This window comes from Nonomuraea sp. NPDC026600, from assembly GCF_040638335.1.
Classification (GTDB): domain Bacteria; phylum Actinomycetota; class Actinomycetes; order Streptosporangiales; family Streptosporangiaceae; genus Nonomuraea.
This window is the reverse complement of the sequence record NZ_JBEZYD010000022.1, coordinates 168,964-192,340: the sequence shown is the minus strand read 5'-3', so window position 1 is coordinate 192,340 and position 23,377 is coordinate 168,964. Positions and strand designations below refer to the sequence as shown.

Here is a 23,377-nt window from a genome sequence, read left to right as displayed (position 1 = left end):
CGACATGCGGTTCGGTGCACTAGGGCGCACCGCCCTGATTGGACTTGTGGCCACCCTTGTCATTACGGGGTGTTCCAGCTCAGATAGCAAGACCGGAGGCACCACCAATGCCAATGGTCTTGAGAAGACAGACCTCCTGATCGGGCAGTACCCCGGGGCTGACTCAGCCCCGTTGTTCATCGCGATGGAGCGGGGCTTCTTCAAGGAGCAGGGCCTCAACGTCAAGCAAGAGGCCATCCAGGCCCCCCAGGCCGTGCTGCCCAAGCTCGGCAACGGCAGCATGGACGTGGTGCTGGGCAGCTACGCCACCATCCTGTCCATCCAGAGCTCCGGCCTGGAGAAGTTCAAGTACATCGCGGACTCCTACCAGGGAGCTCCCGGGGCCTTCGGCATCATGGTGGCGAAGAACTCGCCCATCAAGAACGTCGGTGACCTCAAGGGTAAGAAGATCGGCGTCAACGCTCTCGTCGGTCTGGGTGTTCTCACCATGAACCCCCACCTCAAGATCGCCGGGCTGGACCCGAAGACCGACGTCAAGTACGTCGTCGTGCCGACCACTGACTGGATCACGGCACTGGACAAGCACAGCGTGGACGCGGTCTGGATGACGGACCCGTACGTCAGCCAGGCCAAGAACGAGGTCGGCGCGACCATGCTGCTCGACACCATGTCCGGCCCCACGGAGGGTCTGCCGATCACCGGCTGGGCCGCAACGGAGAAGTGGGTCAGCAAGAACCCCAAGACCATGGCCGCATTCCAGCGGGCCATGGCGAAGGCGCAGAACGTTGCCGCCACCGACCGCAGCGCAGTGACGAAGATCTTGCCGACCTACACGAAGATCCCGCCTGCCGTCGCTGCAACGATCAACCTCGGCAACTACCCGACCTCACTGAACGCCCAGCGTGTTCAGCGAGTCGCGGACCTGATGCTCGAGTACGGCTTCATCCAGCAGAAGATCGACGTCGCCTCGATGATCGTTACTTCGCAGGGATGACCGCTGCCACAACGCTGACGCGCGGCGGGCGTTCCCCGCTCGCCCGCGCCAGGGTCGGAAAACTCGTCCGCCACGCCATCGGTGTGGCGGTTTTTCTGCTTGTCTGGGAGCTCGTCAGCAGGACGGGCCTGTTCAAGTGGCTGCCGCCGGCCTCGACCTGCCTGGCCAGGGTGATCGGCCTGGCGTTCGATCCCGAGTATCTCGAGGACCTGTCCTCCACGCTGCTCGCCGCGGTCATCGGCCTGCCACTCGCCGTCCTGCTGGCCGTCCCGGTGGGCCTGCTGCTCGGGACCCTGCCCGTGGTCGAGGAGATGACCCGCGCGATCGTCGAGTTCCTGCGGCCGATCCCCTCGGTGGCACTGATCCCGCTGGCGCTGTTCATCTTCCAGCCCGAGATCAACGCCAAGGTCGCGCTCATCGTCTACGCCGCGTCCTGGCCGATCCTGATCAACACCCTCTACGGCGTGCGTGACGTCGACCCCCTGGCCGCGGAGACGCTGCGCTCGTTCAGCTTCGGCTCAGCGGCCGTCGTCTGGCGGGTGTCGCTGCCGAGCGCCGCGCCGTTCATCTTCACCGGCATCCGGCTGGCCGCCTCGATCTCGCTCATCCTCGCCATCAGCGTGGAGTACGTCGTCGGCGGCTCCGGCGGGATCGGCGCCTTCCTCATCGAGGCGAGCACCGGCCTGGGCGATCAGGCGATGATCGACGTGATCGCGGTGCTGCTGTGGTCGGGCGTCATCGGGCTGATCGTCAACACCCTGCTGCTGCGTGCCGAGCGGCGGCTCTTCAAGTGGCGGAACGCATGATCAAGACCCTGATCAAACGGCTCTGGCTGGTGCCGGTGGTCCTCATCGCGTGGGAGCTGATCACCAAGGCGGTGGAGAGCCCCTACTTCCCCCGGCCCACGGTCATCGTGGCGCGCATGTACGAGATGTGGTTCTCCGGACCGCTCATTCTCACCGACGAGGCGGTGGACAACTTCGTCCCCAGCATCGTCAGGCTGATCGGCTCGTGGGGTCTGGCTGTGGCCATCGGGGTAGCACTCGGTGTCGCGATCGGCAGGGCCGCCTGGCTGGGCGACTACATCGACCCGCTGGTGGAGTTCGCCCGGGCCGTGCCGCCACCTGTGATGTTCTCCGTATTCCTGGTGCTCTTCGCCATGGGGACGCAGGTCCAGGTGGCCACCATCGTCTTCGGCATCATCTGGCCGATCCTGCTGAATTCGATCGACGGCGCGCGTAACGTGGATCGTCTCCAGATCGAGACCGCGACCGTCTTCGGCGTCCCGGCGAGCCTGCGCCTGTTCCGGATCATCCTGCCCGCCGCCTCACCGAAGATCTTCGCGGGGCTGCGGCTGAGCGTCTCGCTGGCGCTGATCCTCATGATCGTGTCCGAGCTCAAAGGCAGCACCGACGGCATCGGCTACCTACTGACCATCGCGAGCGCCAACTCCGACATGCCGGCCCTCTGGGGAGGAGTAGTCGTGCTCGGCGTGCTCGGATACGTGTTCAACACCCTGTTCCTCATGGTCGAGCGCCCGATGCTCACATGGCACCGTGGCGCTCGCCGTACCGCGTAGGAGGCGGATGTGACTGACCTGTTGCTGAAAAACGTGCGAGTTGTTACGCACGACCGGGACGAACCGGTCGTCGCGGACATCGCCGTGACCGGTGGGCGCATCGAGCAGGTCGGGGCCGGCCTGTCCGCCGAGGGTGTGGAGGAGGTGCTCGACGGCGACGGGAAGCTGGCCTTCCCCGGCGTCGTGGACGCCCACCAGCACTGGGGCATCTACAACCCGCTGCCCGCCGACGCCGCCTCGGAGAGCATGGCCAGTGCCCAGGGTGGCGTCACCACGGCGCTCACCTACATGCGGACCGGCCAGTACTACCTCAACAAGGGCGGTCCCTACGCGGAGTTCTTCCCCCAGGTGCGCGAGCAGGCGGAGGGGCAGGCGTACATCGACTACGGCTTCCACCTCGCGCCCATGTCGAGCACGCACATCGGCGAGCTGCCCGATCTGATCGAGAAGTTCGGGGTCTCCTCGTTCAAGATCTTCATGTTCTACGGCGGCCACGGGCTGCACGGCCGCTCGGCCGACCAGAACAAGTTCCTGATGCTGCCCGAGGGCGAGCGCTACGACTACGGGCACTTCGAGTTCGTGATGCGCGGCGTGCAGGAGGCCAGGGAACGCTTCCCCGAGCTGGCCAGCGAGATCTCGCTTTCGCTGCACTGCGAGACCGCCGAGATCATGACCGCCTACACCAAGCTGGTGGAGGAGGCCGGCGACCTGAGCGGGCTCGCCGCCTACAGCGCCTCCCGGCCGCCGCACTCCGAGGGGCTGGCGGTCTTCATCGCCTCCTACCTCGCTCACGAGACCGGCCTGGCGAACATCAACCTGCTGCACCTGTCGTCCCGCAAGGCGCTCGACGCGGCCGTGCGGATGGCCAAGACCTTCCCGCACATCGACTTCCGCCGCGAGGTCACGATCGGACATCTTCTCGCCGACATCGAGACGGCCAACGGGATCGGTGCGAAGGTGAACCCGCCCATCCGGCCGCGCGAGGACGTCGAGGCGCTGTGGGAGTACGTGCTCGACGGCACCGTCGACTGGGTCGTCAGCGACCATGCCTGCTGCCGGGAGGAGCTCAAGTTCGGAGCTCCGGCCGACGACGTGTTCCTGGCCAAGGCCGGGTTCGGCGGCGCCGAGTACCTCCTGCCCGGCCTGATCACCGAGGGCCGCCGCCGCGGCCTGCCCTACGGGCGCATCGCCGCCCTCACCGCGTGGAACCCCGCCCGCAGGTACGGCCTGCGGACCAAGGGCACGATCGCGCCCGGCTTCGACGCCGACATCTGCCTGGTCGACACCGGGAGCACGTGGACCGTTCGCGCCTCCGAGTCGGAGTCGACGCAGGAGTACACCCCGTTCGAGGGCTTCGAGCTGACCGCGAAGGTCACCGACACGTTCGTCAGAGGCAACCACGTCCTCGACGCGGGCAAGATCGTGGGCCCCCCCGTAGGCCAGTACATCTCCAGACCGCTGGGCTGACCTTCACCCCCAAGGAAACCTCTTGCTTGAGATAGACAACCTCTCGCACGTCTACGGTGACGGGCCGACCCGGCACCACGCCATCGACGGTCTGAACCTGAGCGTCGCCGAGGGCGAGCTGCTGTGCATCGTCGGGCCCTCCGGCTGCGGTAAGTCGACCCTGCTGCGCTCCATCGCCGGCCTGATCAAGCCCACGGGCGGGCAGGTCCGGGTCGAGGGCGAGCTGGTCCGCCAGACGCCCGCCAACCTGGCCGTCGTCTTCCAGGACTACAGCCGCTCGCTGTTCCCGTGGATGTCGGTGGCGGACAACGTCGCGCTGCCGCTGCGCCGCAAGGACATGACCAAGCCGCAGCGCCGCGAGGCCGCCCACGAGGCGCTGGAGTCGGTGGGGCTGGCGGAGGCCGGGCGCAAGTACCCGTTCCAGCTGTCGGGCGGCATGCAGCAGCGCGTGGCCATCGCCCGCGCGCTGGCCTACCGGCCGGCGCTGATGCTCATGGACGAGCCGTTCGGCTCGGTCGACGCGCAGACGCGTGAGGACCTCGAGGACCTCGTGCTGAAGGTACGCGGGCATCACCAGATGACGATCGTGCTCATCACGCACGACATCGACGAGAGCGTGTACGTCGGCGACCGGGTCGTCGTGCTGTCCAAGGCGCCCGCGCACGTCGTGGGCGACCTGAAGGTGGCGCTCCCCGACCCTCGCGACCAGATCACCACCCGCGAGCACCCGGACTTCGTCCATCTGCGCGCCGAGGTGGGGCGCCTGGTGCGCGGCGTGGCGTCCGTCTGAGCACGCCTCCGCCAACCGCTTCCCCTACGGCGGGCCAAGCCGGAATCACCAGTGCCGCCGGGCGTCTCGCCCGGCGGCACTGGTGCAGAGGAAGTCAGGCCGGCGTGTGGGAGTGGCGGGTCAGGGCGTGCTCGACCAGAGTGATCAGCGTGCCCTTCACCGAGTCCCGAGCTCTGGCGTCGAGGCGGACGATCGGGGTGTGCGGGTTGAGCGACAGCGCCTCCCGGATCTCCTCCTCCTGGTGCTGGAAGCTCCCGTCCCAGCCGTTGATGCCGATGACGAAGGGCAGCTTGGCCTCTTCGAAGTAGTCGATGGCCGGGAAACTGTCGGCCAGCCGCCGCGTGTCCACCAGCACCACCGCGCCGATCGCGCCGCGTACCAGGTCGTCCCACATGAACCAGAACCGGTGCTGTCCGGGCGTGCCGAACAGGTAGAGGATCAGGTCACGGTCGAGCGAGACCCGGCCGAAGTCCATCGCGACGGTCGTGGTCGTCTTGTTGGGCGTGAGAGAGACGTCGTCGACACCCGCCGACGCGTCCGTCATCACCGCCTCCGTGGTGAGCGGCAGGATCTCCGAGACCGCGCCGACGAACGTCGTCTTGCCCACCCCGAAGCCACCGGCCACGACGATCTTCGTCGAGGTTAGGCCGGGGCTAGAGCCTGCGAAGTCCACTGAGCACCCTTTCGAGCAAGTTGAGGTCCGGCTTTCCCGCGTCCAGCGCAGGCTGGTGCACGCGGATCAGGCCCTCAGACGCCATGTCGGCGATCAGCACCCGGACTACCCCAAGAGGCTGCCGTAAAAGGGCGGAGATCTCGGCAACCGACCTGACGTTCCGGGTGAGCTGAATGATTGCCTGATACTCCGGACTTAGAAGTGAAATGTCTTGATATTCCGAGGTCACGGAGGACACGAGCGCCTCCATGGCGAACTTCATCCGCGGGGCCGTGCGGCCCCCTGTTACGGCATAGGGCCGTACAAGGGAACTCGGCTTCTGCGGACGGGGAGCCGACGGATGCGGCGGAGTGCTATCACCAGCCCAACCCTGACCTGACACCATGATCTTCTCCTGTCACCGTCCGCCTAACGCGGGCGGGACGCCTGCAGCTCGGCACGTACGGCCGGGGTGAGCACCTGGCCCGCCCGCTCCACGAGCAGCGTCATCTGGTACGCGACCAGGCCCATGTCACAATCGGGCGCGGCGAGCACAGCGAGGCAGGAGCCATCGCTGATGGACATGATCATCAGAAGTCCGCGCTGCATCTCGATGACGGTCTGGGTGACCATACCGCCTTCGAACACACGAGCCGCACCTTGCGTCAGGCTGATCACACCCGAGGCGACCGCTGCCAACTGGTCGGCCCTGTCCTTGGGAAAACCCTCGGAGAAGGCCAGCGGCAAGCCGTCAGACGACACCACGACGGTGTGCGCGACACCGGGCACGTTATTGACGAAATCGGTGATCAGCCAGCTGATGCCACGCGCTCCCTGGCTCAGTTCTCTCATTGCTCCTCCTCATTGTCATCTCCGCGGGTGAACGCGCGGCCTTGCCGAACCCCCTGCTGGAAGCTGGACAGCCGGCTCCGCAGACGATCGGGAGAGATCTGCGGCGCCGGTGACGTCACCTGCGGTTCCGCCAGGCTGGCCGTACCGGGCACCAGGTTGGCCTTCGGCACGCGCCGCGGCAGGCCGGAAGCCGTCGTGCCGCCCTTGGCCGGCTCGGCGGCGGCCTGCGCGGCCTGCCAGCCGGTGTCGGCGGGCGAGGACCACGAGGCGCTCACGCCGGACCCGCCCGGCACGCGTTGCGGCAGCGCCGGCTTGTCCGTCATCCCGGCGGACGCGGCGGCCGGCGTCGCCGCCGGCGGGGGCGCGGCGGGCGGTGGCACAAGGGGCTGGGCATAGGGCTGCGCGTACTGCTGGGCGGGCGGCTGCGCGAAGGGCTGGGCCGCGTGCGGCGTGGTGAGCGGGCCGGCGGGCGGCACGATCGGTATCCCGCCGATCTGGGTCTCCTCCTGCGCGGAGGAGTCGAGACCCTGCTCCTGGTACGGCTTGCCCTGCTCGGGCTCCGGCCTGCGGAACCAGTCGGAGCCGACCGAGGAGAAGATCGGCAGGAAGTCGTCGCTCGGCGTGTTGCGTACCGCCGGGAGCGGGCCGGTCAGATCCTTCGAGGAGTACTCGCCGGGACCGAACGGGTTGAACGCGCCGCGGCCGTTGTGCGTGAACGGCTCGACGGGCGGGATCGGCGAGTCGGCGAACGACGGCCAGCGGTGCTCCTCGAACCCGAAGCCCGGCTGCGAGTCGCCGCCGTAGGGCGCCTTGGGGTGCTCGACGAACGGCGACCTGGGCGGCTGCTCCTCGATCGAGGCGTAGGGCGGCCAGTTGTTCGTCTCCTGCACCGGCGGGGGCGGCTCCGTGGCGAAGGACGGCCAGCGGGGCTCGTCCTGCTGCGCGGGCGGCGGCGGTTCGGTGGCGAAGGAGGGCCAGCGCTGCTCGTCCTGCCGCGGCGCCTCGTCGGCGAACGACGGCCAGCGCTGGTCCGGCGCGGCGGCCGCGGGCGGGTCGTCGGCGAAGGACGGCCAGCGCTGCTCGTCGGGCTGCTGCTGCCGCGGCGGCTGCTCCTCGCCGAACGGCGGCCAGTTGCCGCCGCCACCCGGCAGAGGCAGCGAGCCCGGCCACTGCGTGTCGATCGGCGAGTGGTCCGACGTGCGGATGTCGGGGGTGTCGGTCTTCGGACCGCCGTAGACGCCCGAGCCGTTCGTCGAGGACGGCTCGATCATGCTCGGGTCGAAGGTGGTGAAGGCTTCGTACTGGCCGCGCTGCTGAGGCACCTGGCCCTGAGGACCGGCGATGAGCATGTCGGGCAGCATGACGAGCGCGGCGAGGCCGCCCGCCTCCTTCATCCCGAGCTGGACCCTGATGCCGTGGCGCAGCGCCAGGCGGCCGACCACGAACAGGCCCATGCGGCGCGATACGGCCACGTCCACGACCGGCGGGTTGGCCAGCCGCCAGTTGGCCTCGGCCAGCTCGTCGGCCGACATGCCGATGCCCAGGTCGTTGATCGTCACCTGGATCCCGCCCTCGATGGGCGTGCTGGTGACCTGGACCTTGCTCTCGCGCGGGGAGAAGGAGATGGCGTTCTCGATCAGCTCGGCGAGCAGGTGCACGGCGTCGGTGACGGCCGGGCCGGCGATCTCGATGCCGGACGGGATCTGGATCTGGACCCGCTCGTAGTTCTCGACCTCGGACAGAGAGGCGCGGGCGACGTCGACCAGCGGCACCGGCTCGCTCCACTTGCGGGCGGCCTCCTGGCCGGCGAGGACCAGGAGGTTCTCGCTGTTGCGGCGCATGCGGGTGGCCAGGTGGTCGAGCCGGAACAGGTTCGCCAGCCGGTTCTCGTCCTCCTCGCCCTGCTCCAGTCCCTCGATGAGCTGCAGCTGCCGCTCGACGAGTGTCTGGCTGCGCCGGGAGAGGTTGACGAACATCGAGTTGACGTTGGCACGCAGCTTGGCCTCGTCGCCGGCCAGCCTGATCGCCTCGCGGTGGACCTCGTCGAAGGCCCGGGCCACTTCCCCGATCTCGTCACGGGTGTTGACGCCGACGGAGGGCACATTGGGCACCTCGGCGCTGTCGCCGGACTCGCGCAGCAGGCGGACGGTCTCGGGCAGCCGGGTGGTGGCCACCTGGAGCGCCTCGGCACGCAGCCGGCGCAGCGGGCGGACCAGCGAACCGGCCACCCGGGTGGTGATCACCAGGACGAGGAGCAGCAGGACCAGGATGGTCGCGCCGGAGATGATGGCGCTGCGCTGCTCGGTGTCGCTCAGCTCGCGGGTGGTGGCCACGATCCTGGTGGCCAGGCCGTCCTCGACCTTGCGCATGGCGTTGGCGGCCAGCGTGGTGCTCTCGAACCAGAGCTGGATGTCACGGTGAGTCGTGATGTCCAGGTCCTTGATGGTCTGGAACTCTCGCAGCTGGGCCAGGGCGCGCTGACGCATCGCGTCCGCGCGGTCGATCTGCGGGCCTCGTACGCCCTTCCGGAACGCCCCGAGATCCGCGGCGGTGGCTTCCGTCTCGAAGGTGGCCTGCACCGCCTGCTGGTTGTTCCAGGAACCGAGGAAGTCGGAGAGGTCGTCGTAGTCGAGCCGGCGCTCGACCAGCGCCACGATGAGGATGCCCTGCTGGCGCGAGACCTCCTCCTTGGTCCGGTCGAGGGCGGTCAGCGCGGCCACGTCGCCCTGCAGGCGGTCGTCGCTGATGCCGTCGCCCAGGTCGCTCTGGAGGTTCTCGAGCACGTCGATCATGGTGGAGTAGGTGCGGAGCGCGGCTCGGGGCGGCACACTCGCCTCACCCGCGATCGACTTGCGCAGGCCGTCGAGACCGGTGAGCCACCGGCGGATCTCCACGACCTCATCGACGACGCGGGCGGTGTACGTGGAGTCGATGGCCGTGGTGCCGGCGAGCACCCGCTGCTTGGCGGCATCGGACGCCTGGCGCTGAGCCTTGAGCTGGCTCAGACGGCTGGGACGCCGGCGGTCGGCCATGTACCACGCGGTGAGCGTGCGTTCCTTGGCGAGCTCGTGCGACAACGCACCGACGCGCTGGACCAGCTCGGCGACCGTGGTCAGCCGGCGGTACTCGGCGCTGGTGCCGATGGCGTTCGCGAGCTGGACCCCGGCGAGCAGCACACCCACGATGGTGGGGATGAGGATCAGCGCCACCAGCCTGGAGCGCACGCGCCAGTTCGCCAGCCGGAACCGTCCGCCTGTGTACTCCCCGGACCTGGTGTGCCTGGGGTTATCCGTCCTCACTGACTCTCGCAACCTCTCGCCGTTACGTGCTCGAAAATCTGACACGCTTGGGGCGCATGGGATTTCTGCGGGCTGGGTAATTGGAACACAACCCGGACCAGATCGGCCAACCGAACATATCCCATCAAACGCGACCAAACGTGCCTTCGAGGTCGCATTTCGCCGTACGTGTTTTCAGGCGGGCCGGAAGGAGTCTCGCTCTACCGGCGCCGCGTGCTTGACCATCAGGTGACGGGTCACCGAGTACTCCTGTACCGCCTCCTGGCTCATGTCCTTGCCGAAACCACTGCCCTTGACCCCACCGTGCGGGGCCTCGCTGGCAATCGGCAGATGATCATTGATCCAGGTCACACCCACGTCCAGGCGGTGCGAGACCCGCATCGCCCTGGCCACGTCCCGCGACCACACGGACGAGGCCAGGCCATAACGCGTGTCGTTGGCCAGCGTGACGGCCTCGTCCTCGGTGTCGAACGGCAGGACCACGAGGACGGGGCCGAAAAGTTCCCCCTGGACGATATCGCTGTTCTGTGACACTTCGTTAACAAGTGTGGGTAGGTAATACGAACCGGGGCCTTCGACCGGGATTCCACCCTGCACGACGCGCCCGCCGGAGCCGGAGACGAAGCCGTGCACCCGGTCGCGGTGCGCCGCCGAGATCAGCGGGCCGACGTCGGTGGCGGGGTCCCACGGGTCGCCCACGGTGATGCCGGCGAGTGTCTCCTTGATGGCCTCCACCGTGTCGTCGTACACCTGCCGGGCCACGTAGACGCGGGTGGCGGCGGTGCAGTCCTGACCGGTGTTGTAGGTGGCGCCCATGGCCACCCCACGGGCCGTCTCCTCCAGGTCGGCGTCCTCGAAGACCAGCGCGGGCGCCTTGCCGCCGAGCTCCAGGTGCACCCGCTTGAGCGTCTTGGCGGCGCCGGTCATGACGGCCCTGCCGGTCTCCGTCGAACCGGTGACGCTGACCATGTCCACACCCGGATCGGTGACCAGCGCCTCGCCGACCTCGGCGCCGCCGGTGACCACCCGCACCAGGCCGGCCGGCGCGCCCGCCTGGGCGAACAGCTCGGCCAGCCGCAGCGTGCTGCGCGGCGTCTGCGGGGCGGGCTTGATGACCACCGCGTTGCCCGCGGCGACGGCCGGGCCGAGCTTCCACACGGCCATCACGAACGGGAAGTTCCACGGCGCGATCGAGCCCACCACGCCGAGCGGGCGGCGCAGCATGACCGAGGTGTAGCCGCGGCTGAACACCCCGGCCCCCGATCCTTCGAGCGAACGGGCGGCCCCGGCGAAGAAGCGCAGGTTGTCGGCCGCGAACGGCAGCTCGCCGTCTCTGAAGACCGCCGCGGGCTTGCCCGTCTCCTCGACCTCCAGCCGGGTCAGCTCCTCGGCGTCGGCCTCGACCAGGTCGGCCAGCCGCAGCAGTACCCGCGCACGCTCGCCCGGGGTGGCCTGTGACCACTCCTCGAAGGCGGCGCGCGCCGTCCCCACCGCCCCCGCCACGTCTTCCACCGGGGTGTCGGGGACCAGGTCGCAGACGAGCCCGGTCGCCGGGTTGATCAGCTCACGCATCGGACTTCAGGCCCAGGTGCTCGATCAGGTCGGCGGCCTTGCGCAGACCGTCGCGGCCGCGGATCTCCTCGCCCGCCGCGGCCAGCCGGGCGCGCAGCTCCGAGTCGCCGAGCAGGCGGTCGAGCGCGCCCGTCAGCTCCTCGTCGGTGAAGGTGTAGGTCCACAGCCGCACGCCGTAGCCGAGCTCGTCCACGCGCTGGGCGTTGTCGTACTGGTCCCAGAACAGCGGCAGCAGGATCATCGGCTTGCCGAAGTGCAGCGCCTCGGTGGTGGTGTTGTTGCCGCCGTGCGTGATGACCAGGTCGCAGAGCGGGATGATCTTTGTCTGCGGCAGGAACTCGGCGCCCCACATGTTGTCGGCCAGCTTGATCTCCTCGTGCAGCGGGCCCTTGGAGACGATGAACTGGTGCGGGGTGGCGGCCAGCACGTCGATCACCCGCTGCATCAGCTCCACGTCGGAGGAGCCGAGCGAGCCGAGCGAGAAGTAGACCAGCGCGCCGTCGTGCTTATGGTCGCGCCCGCTTCGCTCCTCGTTGGCTCCTCCGTCGCTCTCTCGTCGCGAGCTCCTGCGCTCGGTACGCTCGAAGGGCAGCCGGAAGTCCTCGTCCGTCTCACGGACCGAGGAGTCGAGGCGGTGCCAGGTGGGACCGAGCGGCCGGGCGTCGGTGTAGTCGAGGATCTCCGGGAACACGTAGAGGTTCAGGTCGCCCTCGTGGATGAAGTCGAGGTCGGGCAGCGGCTCGGTGCCCTGCTCGACGCACCACTCGTTGAAGGCCGCCCAGATCTCGCGGTGGGTGCGGTCGTACTCGGCGCGGAAGGCGTCCCACTCCCCGCGGTGGTCGGCGGGCAGCCCCGAGAACACCGGGGCGACGTCGTCGCCGCGCACCTCCAGCGGGTTGCAGGACACGATGCGGACGAACTTCTTGCCGGTCGTGAGCAGCGCCGGGAAGGTGATGACGTTGTCCTCGACGATGACGTCCGGCTGGACCCGCTCGATGATCGCCTTGAGCTGCGGCTCGCAGTACTTGGCCCCGTCGATGAGCGAGTCCCAGATGGGCTTGGTCACCGTCTCGAGCTGCTCCTGCGTGCTCTTGCGGTACTCGGGGGCGGTCTCGCGGATGAAGTCCTTCCAGAACTGCCCCGCGTCCTGCTCATCGGCCCCTTCGGCCGGCGGCGCCAGGTCGACCAGGTCCTCCTCGAAACCGAGCGCTTCGAGCTTGCCCTTCCACGACGCCTCGGCGGCGAAGACGACGCGGTGACCGCGGCGACGCAGGATGTCGCCGATGCCGATGCTGTTGTTCGTGGGCCCGTAGGCGCTTTCCGGCATGAACAGGATGGTGAGAGACATCGCACGACTCCGAGGTGGACTAGCAATTGAAGAGGAATTCAAATACTCATCTAGCGGGGACGCCAACTTCAAGGCACTATGGTCACGGCTTCCTGAACGGCAGACAAACAAGGCGGTGATCGTGGCCCAGCGAAAGAGCCGCAGCGACCGGCGCATCGACCTGATCGAGGCGGCCCGGCGGGCCATCATCCGTCACGGCATCGACCGCGTCCAGCTCTCGCATGTGGCCGAGGAGGCCGGGCTGACCTCCGGGGCCGTGCTCTACCACTACCCCGACCTCAGCGAGCTGCTGGTCGAGGCGCAGCACGCCGGGATGGAGCGGTTCTACGAGCAGCGGCTGCGCCAGCTCATCGCGCTCACCGACCCGGCGGAGAAGCTGGTCATGACGATCAGGACGGGGCTGCCGACCGGTCCGCTGGATCCCGACGTCAGGCTGCTCAACGAGCTCGGCGGGGCCGCGGGGCGCAACAGGGTGTACGGCGTGCTGCTCACCTCCCTGTACGACCGGCAGGTGTCGATGTACCAGTCGATCCTGGACACGGGGTCCGCGCTCGGGGTGTTCAAGCTGAGCTCCGACTCGCTGACCATCTCGCGCAACCTGGTGGCCCTGGAGGACGCCTACGGCTACCGGATCACCGCCCGGCACCCGGTGATCGACCCGCAGGAGGCGGCCGAGCTGATCCTCTCCTACGCGCGCACGGCGACGGGTCACGGGCTGGCTCATCGGGCCGTGCCCTGACCCGCCGGGATGATGACGGCCTCGTCGTGGCGCCAGTGCAGCTTGACCTTGGCGCCCTGCCGCACGGCGCTGGCGCCCTGCACGGCAACCAGGACCGGCTTGACGTGGCCGGGCAGGTCGACCGAGATGTGTGAGACGCCGCCGTAGAAGCTGACGTCGAGCACGGTGCCCTTGAGGCCGTGCGCGGCCGTCTCGTCGCGCAGCTCGACCTTCTCCGGGCGGACGCCGAGGAGCGCTTTGGCGCCGCTCTCGAGCTCCTCCAGTGGGGTGCCGGGCAGCAGGCCGAAGTCGGTGCTCCTGAGGCCCTCCACGCCGTCGGCCGTACCCTCGAACAGGTTGTTGGCGCCGACGAAGTCGGCGACGAAGGGGGTGCGGGGCCGTTCGTAGAGCTCGACGGGCTCGTCCACCTGGCGCACGCCGCCGTGCTCGAAGACCGCGATGCGGTCGGCCAGCGACATGGCCTCCTCCTGGTCGTGGGTGACGACCACGAAGGTGATGCCGACCTCGTGCTGCAGCCGCTTGAGCTCCAGTTGCATGTCGGCGCGGACCTTCTTGTCGAGCGCGGACAGCGGCTCGTCGAGCAGGAGCAGGCGCGGGCGCTTGACGATGGACCGGGCGAGCGCGACACGCTGGCGCTGGCCGCCGGAGAGCTGGGCGGGCTTGCGCGCGCCGAGCTCCGACAGGCCGACGGTGTCCAGCACCTCGGCGACGCGCTGCCTGATCTCCTGGCGCGGCAGCTTCTCCCGCTCCAGGCCGTAGGCCACGTTCTTGGCGACGGTCATGTGCGGGAACAGCGCGTACGACTGGAACATCAGGCTGATCGGCCGCCGGTTCGGCTGCTTGGCGAGCAGGTCCTCACCGTCGAGCGTCACCGTGCCGCCGTCGGGCGTCTCGAACCCGGCCAGGATGCGCAGCAACGTGGTCTTGCCACAGCCGGAGGGCCCCAGCAGGGCGAAGAACTCACCCTGGCGGATCTCCAGGGAGACTCCGTCGAGCGCGGTGACATCACCGAACCGCCGGCTGATCCGGTCAATCTTGAGCACGTGACTCCCCGATCTTGGTGATCCGCTGTCCCGCGATCACCGCCGTGAAGCTCACCAGGAGCAGGATGGCGGCCAGCGCGTTGATCTTCGGGGTCACCCCGAAACGGATCATCGAATAGATGACGATCGGCAGCGTCTGCTCGGTGTTGCCGATCGTGAAGAAGGCGATCACGAACTCGTCCAGCGACACCGTGAAGGCCAGCAGCGCGCCCGCGATGATGCCCGGCGCGAGCTGCGGCAGCGTCACCCTCATGAACGTGACGACCGGGCCCGCCCCGAGGTCACGCGAGGCCTCCTCCAGCGAGGTGTCGGCGTTCGTCAGCCTCGTGCGCACCACCGCGGCGACGAACGCCATCGAGAAGACGCTGTGCGCGAGGATCACCGAGTAGAGCCCCAGCGTGAGCTGGATCATCCCGTAGAAGACCAGCAGCCCGATGGCCAGCACCAGGTCGGGCAGTACGGCCGGCATCAGGGCGAACGCGTCGAGCGTCTTCGAGCGCGTATGCCTGACCAGACCGACGGCCAGCAGCGTACCGAGCACGGTCGATACGACGGTCGAGCCCGCGGCCACGATGAGCGTGTTGACCAGGCCGTCCCTGATCCGCTCGTCCTGGGCCAGCTCGCCGTACCACTTGAGGCTGAAGCCCTCGTAGGTGTACGCCGACTTGCCGGAGTTGAACGACATCACGACGAGCACGATGATCGGCACGTAGAGGAAGGCGTACGTGGCCCAGAACGGCACGTGCAGCCACTTCGACCTACCCACGGCGGGCCGCCCACGACTGCGCGATCAGCAGCACCACCAGGACCGCCACCAGGGCCAGCGCCAGCGTGGAGCCGAAGGGCCAGTCGCGGGCCCGCAGGAACTCGGTGCGGATCAGGTTGCCCACCATGATCGACTTGCCGCCCCCGAGCATCTCGGGGATGACGAAGTTGCCGAAGCTCGGCACGAACACGAACAGGCACCCGGTCAGCACGCCCGGCACCGTCATCGGCAGCGTCACCTTGCGGAACGTGGTGAACCCCGACGCGCCCAGGTTCGCCGACGCCTCCCGCAACTGCGGGTCGAGCCGCTCGATCGCCGCGTACAGCGGCAGCACCATCAGCGGCAGGTAGGAGTAGAGCAGCCCGAGAACGATGGCGCCCTGGTTGTAGAGCAGCTCGTACGGACCGAGCCCCAGCGCCTTCAATCCCGAGTTCAGCAGGCCGGGCCCGTTGAGCAGGATGATCCAGGCGTAGACGCGGATGATGAAGTTCGTCCAGAACGGCAGCACGACGGCGACCAGCGCGACCGTCTTCCACTTACTTGGCAGCTGCGCGATCAGGTATGCCGTCGGGTAGCCGAGCAGCAGCGCGATGAGGGTCGTGAGCCCCGCGATCTTCAGCGAGGTGCCCACCACGCCGAGGTAGAGCGGGTCGAGCAGGCGGCTGAAGTTCTCGCCGGTGACCTCGTAGACGACGCCGCCGAACCGCCCGCGCTGGAAGAGCGTGTAGCTCAGCACCAGCACCAGCGGCACCAGCAGGAGCACGACCAGGTAGGTCAGCCCGGGTGACAGGAAAACGAACGCACCCAGCCGGCGCCCTCTCGAAGGGGACACCGGCCGGGTTTCAGGTTGTGCTTTCACTGCGACTACGACTGCGCCGTGATCTCGGTTGACATGCGGGTGTACTTCAACGACGCCTGACCCAGGTCGATGATCGACTCACCGTTGAGCAGCTCGGCCGGCTTGATGCCCAGCAGCGAGCCCTCGGGGATCTTCACCTTGTCCATGGCGGCCTTGTTGGGCACCTTGTAGTTGATGTTCTCGGCGGCCCAGCTGTGGATCTCGGGGTCGAGGATGTAGTTGATCAGGGCGTGCGCCGCCTCCTTGTTCTTGGAGGACTTCATGATCACCATCGTGTCCACCCAGAGGTCGCTGCCCTCCTTCGGCACCACGAACTTGATGTTCTTCTCCGGGGCCGTGGTCGGGCACCAGCCGTCCCACGCCTCGACCATCGCGGCCTCGCCGGACTTGAGCTTGTCACCGAAGGTCGTGTCGTCGTAGCCGAGCAGGTGCGGCTTGGCCGCGACGAGAAGCTCCTTGGCCTTGGCGATCTCGGCGTCCTTGTCGGTGTTGACCGAGTAGCCGAGCGACTTGAGCGCGGGCAGGGCCAGCCAGCGCTCGGTGGTCATCATGGTGACCTTCTTGTCGGCCCAGGCCGGGGGCGACAGGAGGTCCTTCCAGCTCGTCGGGGGCGTCTTCGCCAGGTCACTGCGGTAGCAGATGCCGGTCGTGCCCCAGGTGTAGGGCACCGAGTACTTGTTACCCTTGTCGTAGGAGAGCTGGGTGGCCTCGGGGTAGAGGTTCGACAGGTTCGGGATCAGCTCGGGGTGGATCGGCTCCAGCAGGCCCTGCTCGTTGAGCGCCTGGGCGTACTGGCCCGACACGAACGCCACGTCGATGCCGCTGTCGCCACTGGCGGTCAGCTTGGCCATCGCTTCCTCGTTGGTGGCATGCAGCGTGATCTTCAGCGGGAACTTGAGCTTGTCCTTGACCTTCTGCGGCAGTTCCTTGGGCGTGTAGCCGTCCCACACCGTCACGTTGATCGACTGCTTCGTCAGGTCGGCGTTCGGGTTGAGCTGGTCGGCCGTCGCCGCCGGCGCCGAGGCTGCGCTGTTGGTCGACTCACCACCGCACGCCGCGACGGCGAGCGCGAGGCCGACCACCGCTACGGCAGCTGGAAGACGACGGGTGAACCGGGTACGGGACACGGCCGCTACTCCTTCAGGGTTCCAATGGACGAGAGGGGTCGCGCGACCAACTGGGCACGGCGGACCAGACGAGGAGTGTTGCAGCAGAAATCAACATGGGCAAGACTTTTGCGGACACTGTTACCTGGAAGTTTGGTCTAGCTGTTGAACATGAATTCAATATGGAAGCGGTTGCTCTCTCTCGGTGAGAAGCCCCTCACAGCCCAAGATCGCGGCGTCTCCGCCGCGCTCGTGACGGCGCTCGTGGACGGGGGTGAGGTGCCACCGCCCTTCGCAGTCCGCCGCTTCTCCGCCCCGCCCAGCCTCTCGTACAGTGCGGCGGATCACGACACCGGGGTGCCGGCCGAGCGGGATTTCGGGTCACACGTCGACCAGACGAACTATTCGGTGATCGTGGCCGAGCGGGTGGTGGTCAAGTGGCTGACACCTCCTGCGGCGATGCCGCATCCCGCTCCCGAGATGCTCGCCCACCTGGCCGGGGCCGGATTCCAGGATACGGCTCCACCGTACGCCGCCCTGACACGCGTGGACGGGGCGGGCGAGAGGCTGCTCGCATTGGTCACGGGCTACCTGCCGGGGGCCAGGGACGGCTGGGAGTGGTGCGCCGATGAGGCCGAGTCGGGCCGCACCGCCTTCGCGGACGCCCTCGGCCGCCTGGCCGCCGACCTCCACCTTGCGCTCTCCACTTTCCCACCCCTCTCCATCGTCACAACTGCCCCAGCCGTTACAACGAATTTCGGACCGATGGAAAGGGCGGAGGGCGCGCTGGCCGACGCGCTCACTCTGACGGGCGGCGAAGACGGCGAGTGGCTGGCGGGCAAGGCCGGCGCTCTCAGAGCCGAGCTGGCCCCGCTCGCCAGGCCGATCAGCACGCCCCTGATCCGCATCCACGGCGATCTCCACGTCGGCCAGATCCTTCAGTGGAGCGACGGTTACGCCGTGATCGACTTCGACGGCAACCCCACCGTCACGGAGGCCGCGCCGTACCAGCCGGCGGCCAGAGACGTCGCCCAGCTCGCCACCAGCCTGGAACACGTCGCCCAAGTGGCGATCAAGCGCCGCGGCACCCCGCCGCGCCAGGCGCTCCGCTGGGCCGGCGAGGCCCGCGAGCGCCTGCTGTCCGCCTACCGGGACCGCCTGGCCGAGCGCGGGCGGCCGGACCTGCTGGACGGCTCCCTGCTCCGCCCGTTCGAGATCGAGCAGGAGTGCCGGGAGCTCGTCTACGCCGCCCGCCACCTGCCCCGCTGGCGCTACGCCCCGATGGGCGTCCTGCGCGCCCGCTACCCCGAGGAGACCCCGTGAATTCCGAGCTCTACCTGGCCGACCTGGAGGCCAAGCCCGCGGCCCTCGCCGGCTTGGCGGACGCGCTGGCGACCGCCGATCCGTTCGAGGGGCTGCCCGGCGGTGTCCGTCGCGTGCTGTTCCTGGGCATGGGCAGCTCCCGCTACGCCGCCGGCGTGGCCGCGCTCCGCCTGCGCGCCGCGGGCATCGACGCCTACGCCGACTACTCCTCCACCGTGGCCTCATACCCCGCGGGTCCGGAGACGCTGGTGGTGCCCATCTCGGCGACGGGCGGCAGCCGCGAGACGCTCGACGCGGTGGCCAGGTACGCGGGCGGCCCGTCGTTCGTGGCGGCGCTCACCAACACTCCCGGCTCGGCCCTCACCGAGGCGGCCGACCTGGTCGTCCCCCTGCGCGCGGGCGAGGAGCGCGGCGGCGTGTCCTGCCGTACGTTCCAGCACACGCTCGCCCTCCTGCTCGCGCTGGAGTCCCGCCTCACGGGCGACGGGCGCGACCTGCCCGGCCTGGTACGGCGGAGCGCCGAGGCGTCGGCCGACCTCCTCGACCGCAGGGACGAGTGGCTGCCTCTGGCGCTGGAGCTGCTGGACGGCCCGCACGGCGTCTACACCGTCGCGCCCGCGGAGCGCCTGTCGTCGGCGGAGCAGTCGGCGCTGATGTTCCGCGAGGGTCCCCGCCGCCCGGCCGACGCCTGCGAGACGGGCGACTGGGCCCACGTGGACGTCTACCTCACCAAGACCCTCGACTACCGCGCCCTGCTCTTCCCCGGCTCCCGCTACGAGGACCAGGCCATGGACTGGGTGCGGCAGCGCGGCTCGACGGTCGTCACCGTCGGCGGAGACCTCAAGGACGCCACGGCCGCCATCCGTTACGCGCACGACGGCGACGCGGACGTGGCCCTGCTCACGGAGACGCTGGTGGCGGAGCTGGTCGCCGCCTACTGGTGGTCGGCCGCGTCCTGACCGGCGCACCGGACGCGGCCGCGCGTCACCGGGCGCCGGGACGCGGAAGTCAGCGGGCGCCGGACGCGGACTGGGCGGTGAGAGCATGCTCGACCAGCGAGATCAGCGTGCTCTTGACCGCCTCGCGGACCCGCGCGTCGGTACGCACGATCGGGATGTGCGGCGAGAGCGTGAGCGCCTCCCGCACCTCGTTCTCCACGTGCGGGAAGTGCCCGTCCCACCCGTTGAGCCCGACGACGAACGGCAGCCCGGCGTTCTCGAAGTAGTCGATCGCCGGGAAGCTGTCGGCCAGCCGCCGGGAGTCCACCAGCACCACCGCGCCGATCGCACCCTTGACGAGGTCGTCCCACATGAACCAGAACCGGTGCTGTCCGGGCGTACCGAACAGATAGAGGATCAGATCACGATCCAGTGACAGTCGCCCGAAGTCCATGGCAACGGTCGTGGTCGTCTTGCCCGGCGTGTGCGCGAGGTCGTCGATGCCCGCCGAAGCGTCCGTCATCACCGCCTCCGTGGTCAGCGGCATGATCTCCGACACCGCGCCGACGAAGGTGGTCTTGCCCACACCGAACCCGCCCGCGACGACGATCTTCGTCGAGGTGAGCCCGCTAGAGCCTGCGAAGTCCACTGAGTACCCTTTCGAGCAGGCTCTTGTCAGGGACGCCCGCCTCAAGCTGCGGCTGGTAGACGCGGACCAGCCCTTCCGACTCCATGTCGGCGATCAGGACCCGCGCCACACCGAGCGGGACCCGCAGCAGAGCTGACACCTCCGCGACCGACCGGACCTGCCGGCACAGCTCGCTGATCGCCCGGTATTCGCGGGTGTAGGTCATACCGAGCCGTATCGACGTCGCTGAGGATACAAGCGCCTCCATCGCAAGGCCACCGCGTGGGGCGGTTCGCCCGCCTGTGACGGCGTACATCCGGACTAACGAGCTCCGCTCGGGCTCCGGTTCGCGGTCATCCCACGCTGCCAACAGTCCACTCCCATCACCAGGTACGCGCGGCCGAGAGTTCCGCGCGGACGGCGGGCGTGAGCACTTGCCCCGCGCGCTCGACCAGAATCGTCATCTGGTAGGCCACCAGGCCCATGTCGCAATCGGGTGCGGCCAGCACCGCCAAGCACGAACCATCACTGATCGCCATGGCCAGGAGCAGGCCGCGCCGCATTTCGATGAGGGTCTGGGTGACTTCGCCGCCTTCGAAGACCCGCGCGGCGCCCTGGGTGAGGCTGATCAGCCCGGCCGCGATGGCGGCGAGCTGGTCGGCGCGGTCCTGGGGGAAACCGCGGGAGAAGGCCACCGGCAGCCCGTCCGCGGAGACCACCACGGCGTGCGCCACACCGGGCACCTGCTCCACGAAGCCGCTGACCAGCCAGTTCATGTCCCTGGCCGCCTGGCTCAGATTCTTCATCCTGGGTCCTCCTCTATCTCTGCGCGGCCCTTGCGCACGCCTTGCTGGTAGTTGGCGAGCCTGCGGCGCAACCGGTCGGGCGAGACCAGAGGCGCGGGCGCGGGGGTGGCCGACGGTGGGGGTGTGGCGGAGCCCGGCACCAGGTTGGCCTTGGGCGTCCGCCTGGGCAGTCCGGATGAGGTCATCCCGCTCCGGGCGGGCTCGCTGATCGCGCCCGCCGCCTGCCATCCGCTGTCGGCCGGCGAGGACCAGGCAGGGTCGCGATGATCCGGTTCCGGCTTGGTGAACCAGCTCGACTCGACGGAGGCGAAGACCGGCAGGAACTCGTTCTCCGCCGGCGGTGACGGGGTGACCAGGTCGGGCATCGGCGTCTCCACCGAGTGCGTGTGCGTGTTCCGTGAGCTGAACCACGACGACGGCGCCATGTCGAGGGCGTCAAGGGACGGATGGGACGAGCGCTCGAAAGACCGGTCGAACGGCTGGTCGAGGGAAGAGTCGAACGACGGGTGGCCGAAACCGGGCATCGCCGGGGTGGCCTGCATCGGCACCTGCACGAACGGCGGCGGCTCGGGGGCCGGCATCGACGCGGGGACCGTGGTGAGCAGCATTTCGGGGATCAGCACCATGGCGGTCAGCCCGCCGATGTCCTGGCGGCGCAGTTGCACCCTGATGCTGTGGCGCAGCGCGAGCCGGCCGACCACGAACAGGCCCATCCGCCGGGAGACCGAGACGTCGACCACCGGCGGGTTGGCCAGCCGCCAGTTGACCTCGGTCAGCTCCTCCGGACTCATGCCGATGCCGTGGTCGGTGACCGAGACCATCAGCCCGCCGCCGTCGATGCGGCCGCTGGAGATGATCACCTTGGTGTCGCGCGAGGAGAACGAGACCGCGTTCTCGACCAGCTCGGCCAGCAGGTGGACGACGTCGCTGACCGCCTGGCCGGCGATGGCGGCCTCCGACTGCGCCTGGACGCTGACCCGGTCGTAGCTCTCGACCTCGCCGAGCGACGCGCGTACGACGTCCATCAGCTCGACCGCCTCGCTCCACTTGCGTGCCGCCTCCTGGCCGGCCAGGACCAGCAGGTTCTCGCTGTTGCGGCGCATGCGGGTGGCCAGGTGGTCGAGCTTGAACAGGTCGCCGAGCCGGGCGTCGTCGCGTTCGCCGCGCTCCAGCCGCTCGATCAGCGTGAGCTGCCGCTCGACGAGGGTCTGGCTGCGCCGCGACAGGTTGACGAACATGGCGTTGACGTTCGAGCGCAGCCGCGCCTCGTCGCCGGCCAGCCGCACGGCCTCGCGGTGCACCTCGTCGAAGGCGCGCGCGACCTCGCCCACCTCGTCCTTGGAGAAGATGCCGATGGGCGGCACCTTGACGTCGAGCGCGCCGTCGCGCGACTCGCGCAGGTGCTGGACGAACTCCGGCAGCCGCCGGCCGGCGATCTCCAGCGCCTCGCCGCGCAGCCGGCGCAGCGGCCGGACCAGCGATCGCGCCACTCCTGTGGTGATCAGCAGGACGGCGATGAGCAGCGCGAGCACCGCACACGCGATGACCAGGGCGCGCTGCCGCTCCTCCGCGCTGAGCGCCTCGCTGCGGGTCAGGATGCCGGCCGCCTGGCGCTGCTCGACCTTGCGGAAGGAGTCGACGACGACGTCGCCCGCGTCGTTCCACTCCTTGGCGTCGTCTCCGTGGTTACCCTGGTCGAGGCCCCTCAGCGGCAGCCCGGCCGTGGCCCGGATCAGCACCAGCTCGCGCAGGAACAGCATGCGGTCGGCGGATCTGCCGTTGACGCTCTCGTCGAAGAAGCGGCGTTCCTCGGCGGTGGCCTCGTCGCCGAAGCCCTTGCGCTCGTTGCGTTCGCGTGACAGCTCGCCGAGGAAGCGCTTGAGCCGCTCCTGGTCGAGGCTCCCCTCGACCAGGCCGGTGGTGACCAAGGCCTGCTGCAGCGAGATGCTCTCCTTGGCGCGGGCCAGCGAGTCGAACATGCGGGTCTGACGGAACAGCTCGTCGTCCTGACTGCCCTTGACCAGCTCGTTGTGCACCGACAGCAGCTCGTTGATCACCGTGGTGTAGAGCTCGACGCAGGCCCCGGGCAGCAGATCGGCTTCGAGCGCCTGCTGGCGCAGGCCGGCCAGGTCGTTCAGGCGGCTCAGCATGTTCTCGATCTGGTCGGCGGTACGGCCGGTGACCTCCCCCACCAGTTGATCGGCGCTCGCCCGCACCTGCCTGGTGGACTCGTCCACCAGGTCCATCTGGTCGCGTACGGCGGCCAGCCCCGCCGCGGGCCGGCCCCTGGCGATGAACCACGAGGTCCTGCCGCGCTCGCCGGCGACCAGGTGGGTGAGCCCGCCCACCTGCTGGGAGAGCTGCGCCAGCCGGTTCGTACGGGCGTAGTCGGCGGCGGCGCCCATCGAGGCGAACACCTGGACGCCGCCGAGCAGGACCGCGGCGGCGGTCGGGACCAGGATGAGGGCGACGAGCCGCGCCCGGACACGCCAGTTGCGCAGGCGCCAGTTTGCCTCGTCCGCCTGCCGTTCACCCAACTGTGTACTCACCGAACGCAACCTCTCGCCCGAATCGGCGTTTTTGAAGGGCGACTGAGGCCCTCGGGGAAAATCAGCA

At 68.9% G+C, this 23,377-nt stretch carries 22 protein-coding genes; 8 read left to right on the top strand and 14 right to left on the bottom strand.

All coding sequences use genetic code 11. The features are described from left to right. Positions 1-4: 4 nt before the first annotated feature. Genes AB0F17_RS39585 through AB0F17_RS39565 form a run of 5 tightly spaced genes read left to right on the top strand, consistent with a single transcriptional unit; the run spans position 5 to position 4,830 of the window. On the top strand, positions 5-994 hold the full coding sequence (locus AB0F17_RS39585) for an ABC transporter substrate-binding protein (protein ID WP_358033840.1): 990 nt from the start codon (positions 5-7) through the stop codon (positions 992-994). Further along, positions 991-1,800, top strand: coding sequence for an ABC transporter permease (locus tag AB0F17_RS39580; protein WP_358033838.1), 810 nt, complete (start codon positions 991-993; stop codon positions 1,798-1,800). The genes AB0F17_RS39585 and AB0F17_RS39580 overlap by 4 nt, the downstream gene beginning before the upstream one ends. Further along, positions 1,797-2,573: an ABC transporter permease subunit gene (locus tag AB0F17_RS39575; RefSeq protein ID WP_358033835.1), complete on the top strand. Its 777-nt coding sequence runs from the start codon at positions 1,797-1,799 to the stop codon at positions 2,571-2,573. The genes AB0F17_RS39580 and AB0F17_RS39575 overlap by 4 nt, the downstream gene beginning before the upstream one ends. A 9-nt stretch (positions 2,574-2,582) precedes the next feature. Then, positions 2,583-4,040 carry a dihydroorotase family protein gene (locus tag AB0F17_RS39570; protein ID WP_358033832.1) on the top strand — a complete coding sequence of 486 codons (1,458 nt, stop codon included), beginning with the start codon at positions 2,583-2,585 and terminating at the stop codon, positions 4,038-4,040. A gap of 22 nt (positions 4,041-4,062) precedes the next feature. Continuing rightward, entirely contained in the window at positions 4,063-4,830 is a 768-nt protein-coding gene (locus AB0F17_RS39565; RefSeq protein ID WP_358033829.1) for an ABC transporter ATP-binding protein, read from the top strand. 94 nt (positions 4,831-4,924) lie between these two features. Here AB0F17_RS39565 and AB0F17_RS39560 read toward each other — a convergent pair whose 3' ends face one another. From AB0F17_RS39560 to AB0F17_RS39535, 6 genes are all read right to left on the bottom strand, one after another. Beyond that, the gene (locus AB0F17_RS39560) at positions 4,925-5,455 is read right to left on the bottom strand and encodes an ATP/GTP-binding protein (RefSeq protein ID WP_358033826.1); all 531 of its coding nucleotides are present in this window, start codon (positions 5,453-5,455) and stop codon (positions 4,925-4,927) included. A gap of 28 nt (positions 5,456-5,483) precedes the next feature. Further along, on the bottom strand, positions 5,484-5,888 hold the full coding sequence (locus AB0F17_RS39555; protein ID WP_214641576.1) for a DUF742 domain-containing protein: 405 nt from the start codon (positions 5,886-5,888) through the stop codon (positions 5,484-5,486). Between the two features lie 23 nt (positions 5,889-5,911). Then, positions 5,912-6,325, bottom strand: a complete 414-nt coding sequence (locus AB0F17_RS39550) for a roadblock/LC7 domain-containing protein (RefSeq protein WP_214641718.1) — start codon at positions 6,323-6,325, stop codon at positions 5,912-5,914. Between the two features lie 5 nt (positions 6,326-6,330). Continuing rightward, positions 6,331-9,633 (bottom strand): nitrate- and nitrite sensing domain-containing protein, encoded by a 3,303-nt coding sequence (locus AB0F17_RS39545; RefSeq protein ID WP_358033824.1) that lies wholly within the window; start codon positions 9,631-9,633, stop codon positions 6,331-6,333. Positions 9,634-9,807: 174 nt separating this feature from the next. Beyond that, positions 9,808-11,205 carry an aminobutyraldehyde dehydrogenase gene (locus tag AB0F17_RS39540; RefSeq protein WP_358033822.1) on the bottom strand — a complete coding sequence of 466 codons (1,398 nt, stop codon included), beginning with the start codon at positions 11,203-11,205 and terminating at the stop codon, positions 9,808-9,810. Further along, positions 11,198-12,553 carry a glycosyltransferase gene (locus AB0F17_RS39535; protein ID WP_358033819.1) on the bottom strand — a complete coding sequence of 452 codons (1,356 nt, stop codon included), beginning with the start codon at positions 12,551-12,553 and terminating at the stop codon, positions 11,198-11,200. The genes AB0F17_RS39540 and AB0F17_RS39535 overlap by 8 nt, the downstream gene beginning before the upstream one ends. Before the next feature lie 121 nt (positions 12,554-12,674). Here AB0F17_RS39535 and AB0F17_RS39530 point away from each other — a divergent pair, with 121 nt between their 5' ends. After that, entirely contained in the window at positions 12,675-13,292 is a 618-nt protein-coding gene (locus tag AB0F17_RS39530) for a helix-turn-helix domain-containing protein (RefSeq protein ID WP_358033816.1), read from the top strand. Here AB0F17_RS39530 and AB0F17_RS39525 read toward each other — a convergent pair. The 4 genes from AB0F17_RS39525 to AB0F17_RS39510 are packed head-to-tail and all read right to left on the bottom strand — an operon-like array spanning position 13,274 to position 17,087. Beyond that, positions 13,274-14,335, bottom strand: a complete 1,062-nt coding sequence (locus tag AB0F17_RS39525; RefSeq protein WP_358033811.1) for an ABC transporter ATP-binding protein — start codon at positions 14,333-14,335, stop codon at positions 13,274-13,276. The genes AB0F17_RS39530 and AB0F17_RS39525 overlap by 19 nt on opposite strands. Continuing rightward, positions 14,322-15,101 carry an ABC transporter permease gene (locus tag AB0F17_RS39520; protein WP_358033809.1) on the bottom strand — a complete coding sequence of 260 codons (780 nt, stop codon included), beginning with the start codon at positions 15,099-15,101 and terminating at the stop codon, positions 14,322-14,324. The genes AB0F17_RS39525 and AB0F17_RS39520 overlap by 14 nt, the downstream gene beginning before the upstream one ends. Further along, positions 15,094-15,933 carry an ABC transporter permease gene (locus tag AB0F17_RS39515; RefSeq protein ID WP_358033806.1) on the bottom strand — a complete coding sequence of 280 codons (840 nt, stop codon included), beginning with the start codon at positions 15,931-15,933 and terminating at the stop codon, positions 15,094-15,096. Before AB0F17_RS39515 ends, AB0F17_RS39520 begins: the two co-directional genes overlap by 8 nt. A gap of 32 nt (positions 15,934-15,965) precedes the next feature. Next, positions 15,966-17,087 carry a spermidine/putrescine ABC transporter substrate-binding protein gene (locus tag AB0F17_RS39510; protein ID WP_358033804.1) on the bottom strand — a complete coding sequence of 374 codons (1,122 nt, stop codon included), beginning with the start codon at positions 17,085-17,087 and terminating at the stop codon, positions 15,966-15,968. A 150-nt stretch (positions 17,088-17,237) separates the two neighbouring features. Between AB0F17_RS39510 and AB0F17_RS39505 the strand changes: the two genes are divergently transcribed. Beyond that, entirely contained in the window at positions 17,238-18,389 is a 1,152-nt protein-coding gene (locus AB0F17_RS39505; protein ID WP_358033801.1) for a hypothetical protein, read from the top strand. Further along, complete coding sequence (locus AB0F17_RS39500) at positions 18,386-19,348, top strand: SIS domain-containing protein (protein ID WP_358033798.1); 963 nt, start codon at positions 18,386-18,388, stop codon at positions 19,346-19,348. Before AB0F17_RS39505 ends, AB0F17_RS39500 begins: the two co-directional genes overlap by 4 nt. A 49-nt stretch (positions 19,349-19,397) precedes the next feature. Here the strand turns inward: AB0F17_RS39500 and AB0F17_RS39495 are convergent, their stop codons facing one another. The 4 genes from AB0F17_RS39495 to AB0F17_RS39480 all read right to left on the bottom strand — a co-directional run bounded on the left by AB0F17_RS39495 (position 19,398) and on the right by AB0F17_RS39480 (position 23,310). After that, positions 19,398-19,976 (bottom strand): ATP/GTP-binding protein, encoded by a 579-nt coding sequence (locus AB0F17_RS39495; RefSeq protein ID WP_358033796.1) that lies wholly within the window; start codon positions 19,974-19,976, stop codon positions 19,398-19,400. Further along, positions 19,957-20,271 (bottom strand): DUF742 domain-containing protein, encoded by a 315-nt coding sequence (locus AB0F17_RS39490; protein ID WP_358033793.1) that lies wholly within the window; start codon positions 20,269-20,271, stop codon positions 19,957-19,959. The genes AB0F17_RS39495 and AB0F17_RS39490 overlap by 20 nt, the downstream gene beginning before the upstream one ends. Positions 20,272-20,338: 67 nt before the next feature. Beyond that, complete coding sequence (locus tag AB0F17_RS39485) at positions 20,339-20,761, bottom strand: roadblock/LC7 domain-containing protein (protein WP_358033790.1); 423 nt, start codon at positions 20,759-20,761, stop codon at positions 20,339-20,341. Next, on the bottom strand, positions 20,758-23,310 hold the full coding sequence (locus AB0F17_RS39480; RefSeq protein WP_358033789.1) for a nitrate- and nitrite sensing domain-containing protein: 2,553 nt from the start codon (positions 23,308-23,310) through the stop codon (positions 20,758-20,760). Before AB0F17_RS39480 ends, AB0F17_RS39485 begins: the two co-directional genes overlap by 4 nt. Positions 23,311-23,377 lie beyond the last annotated feature (67 nt).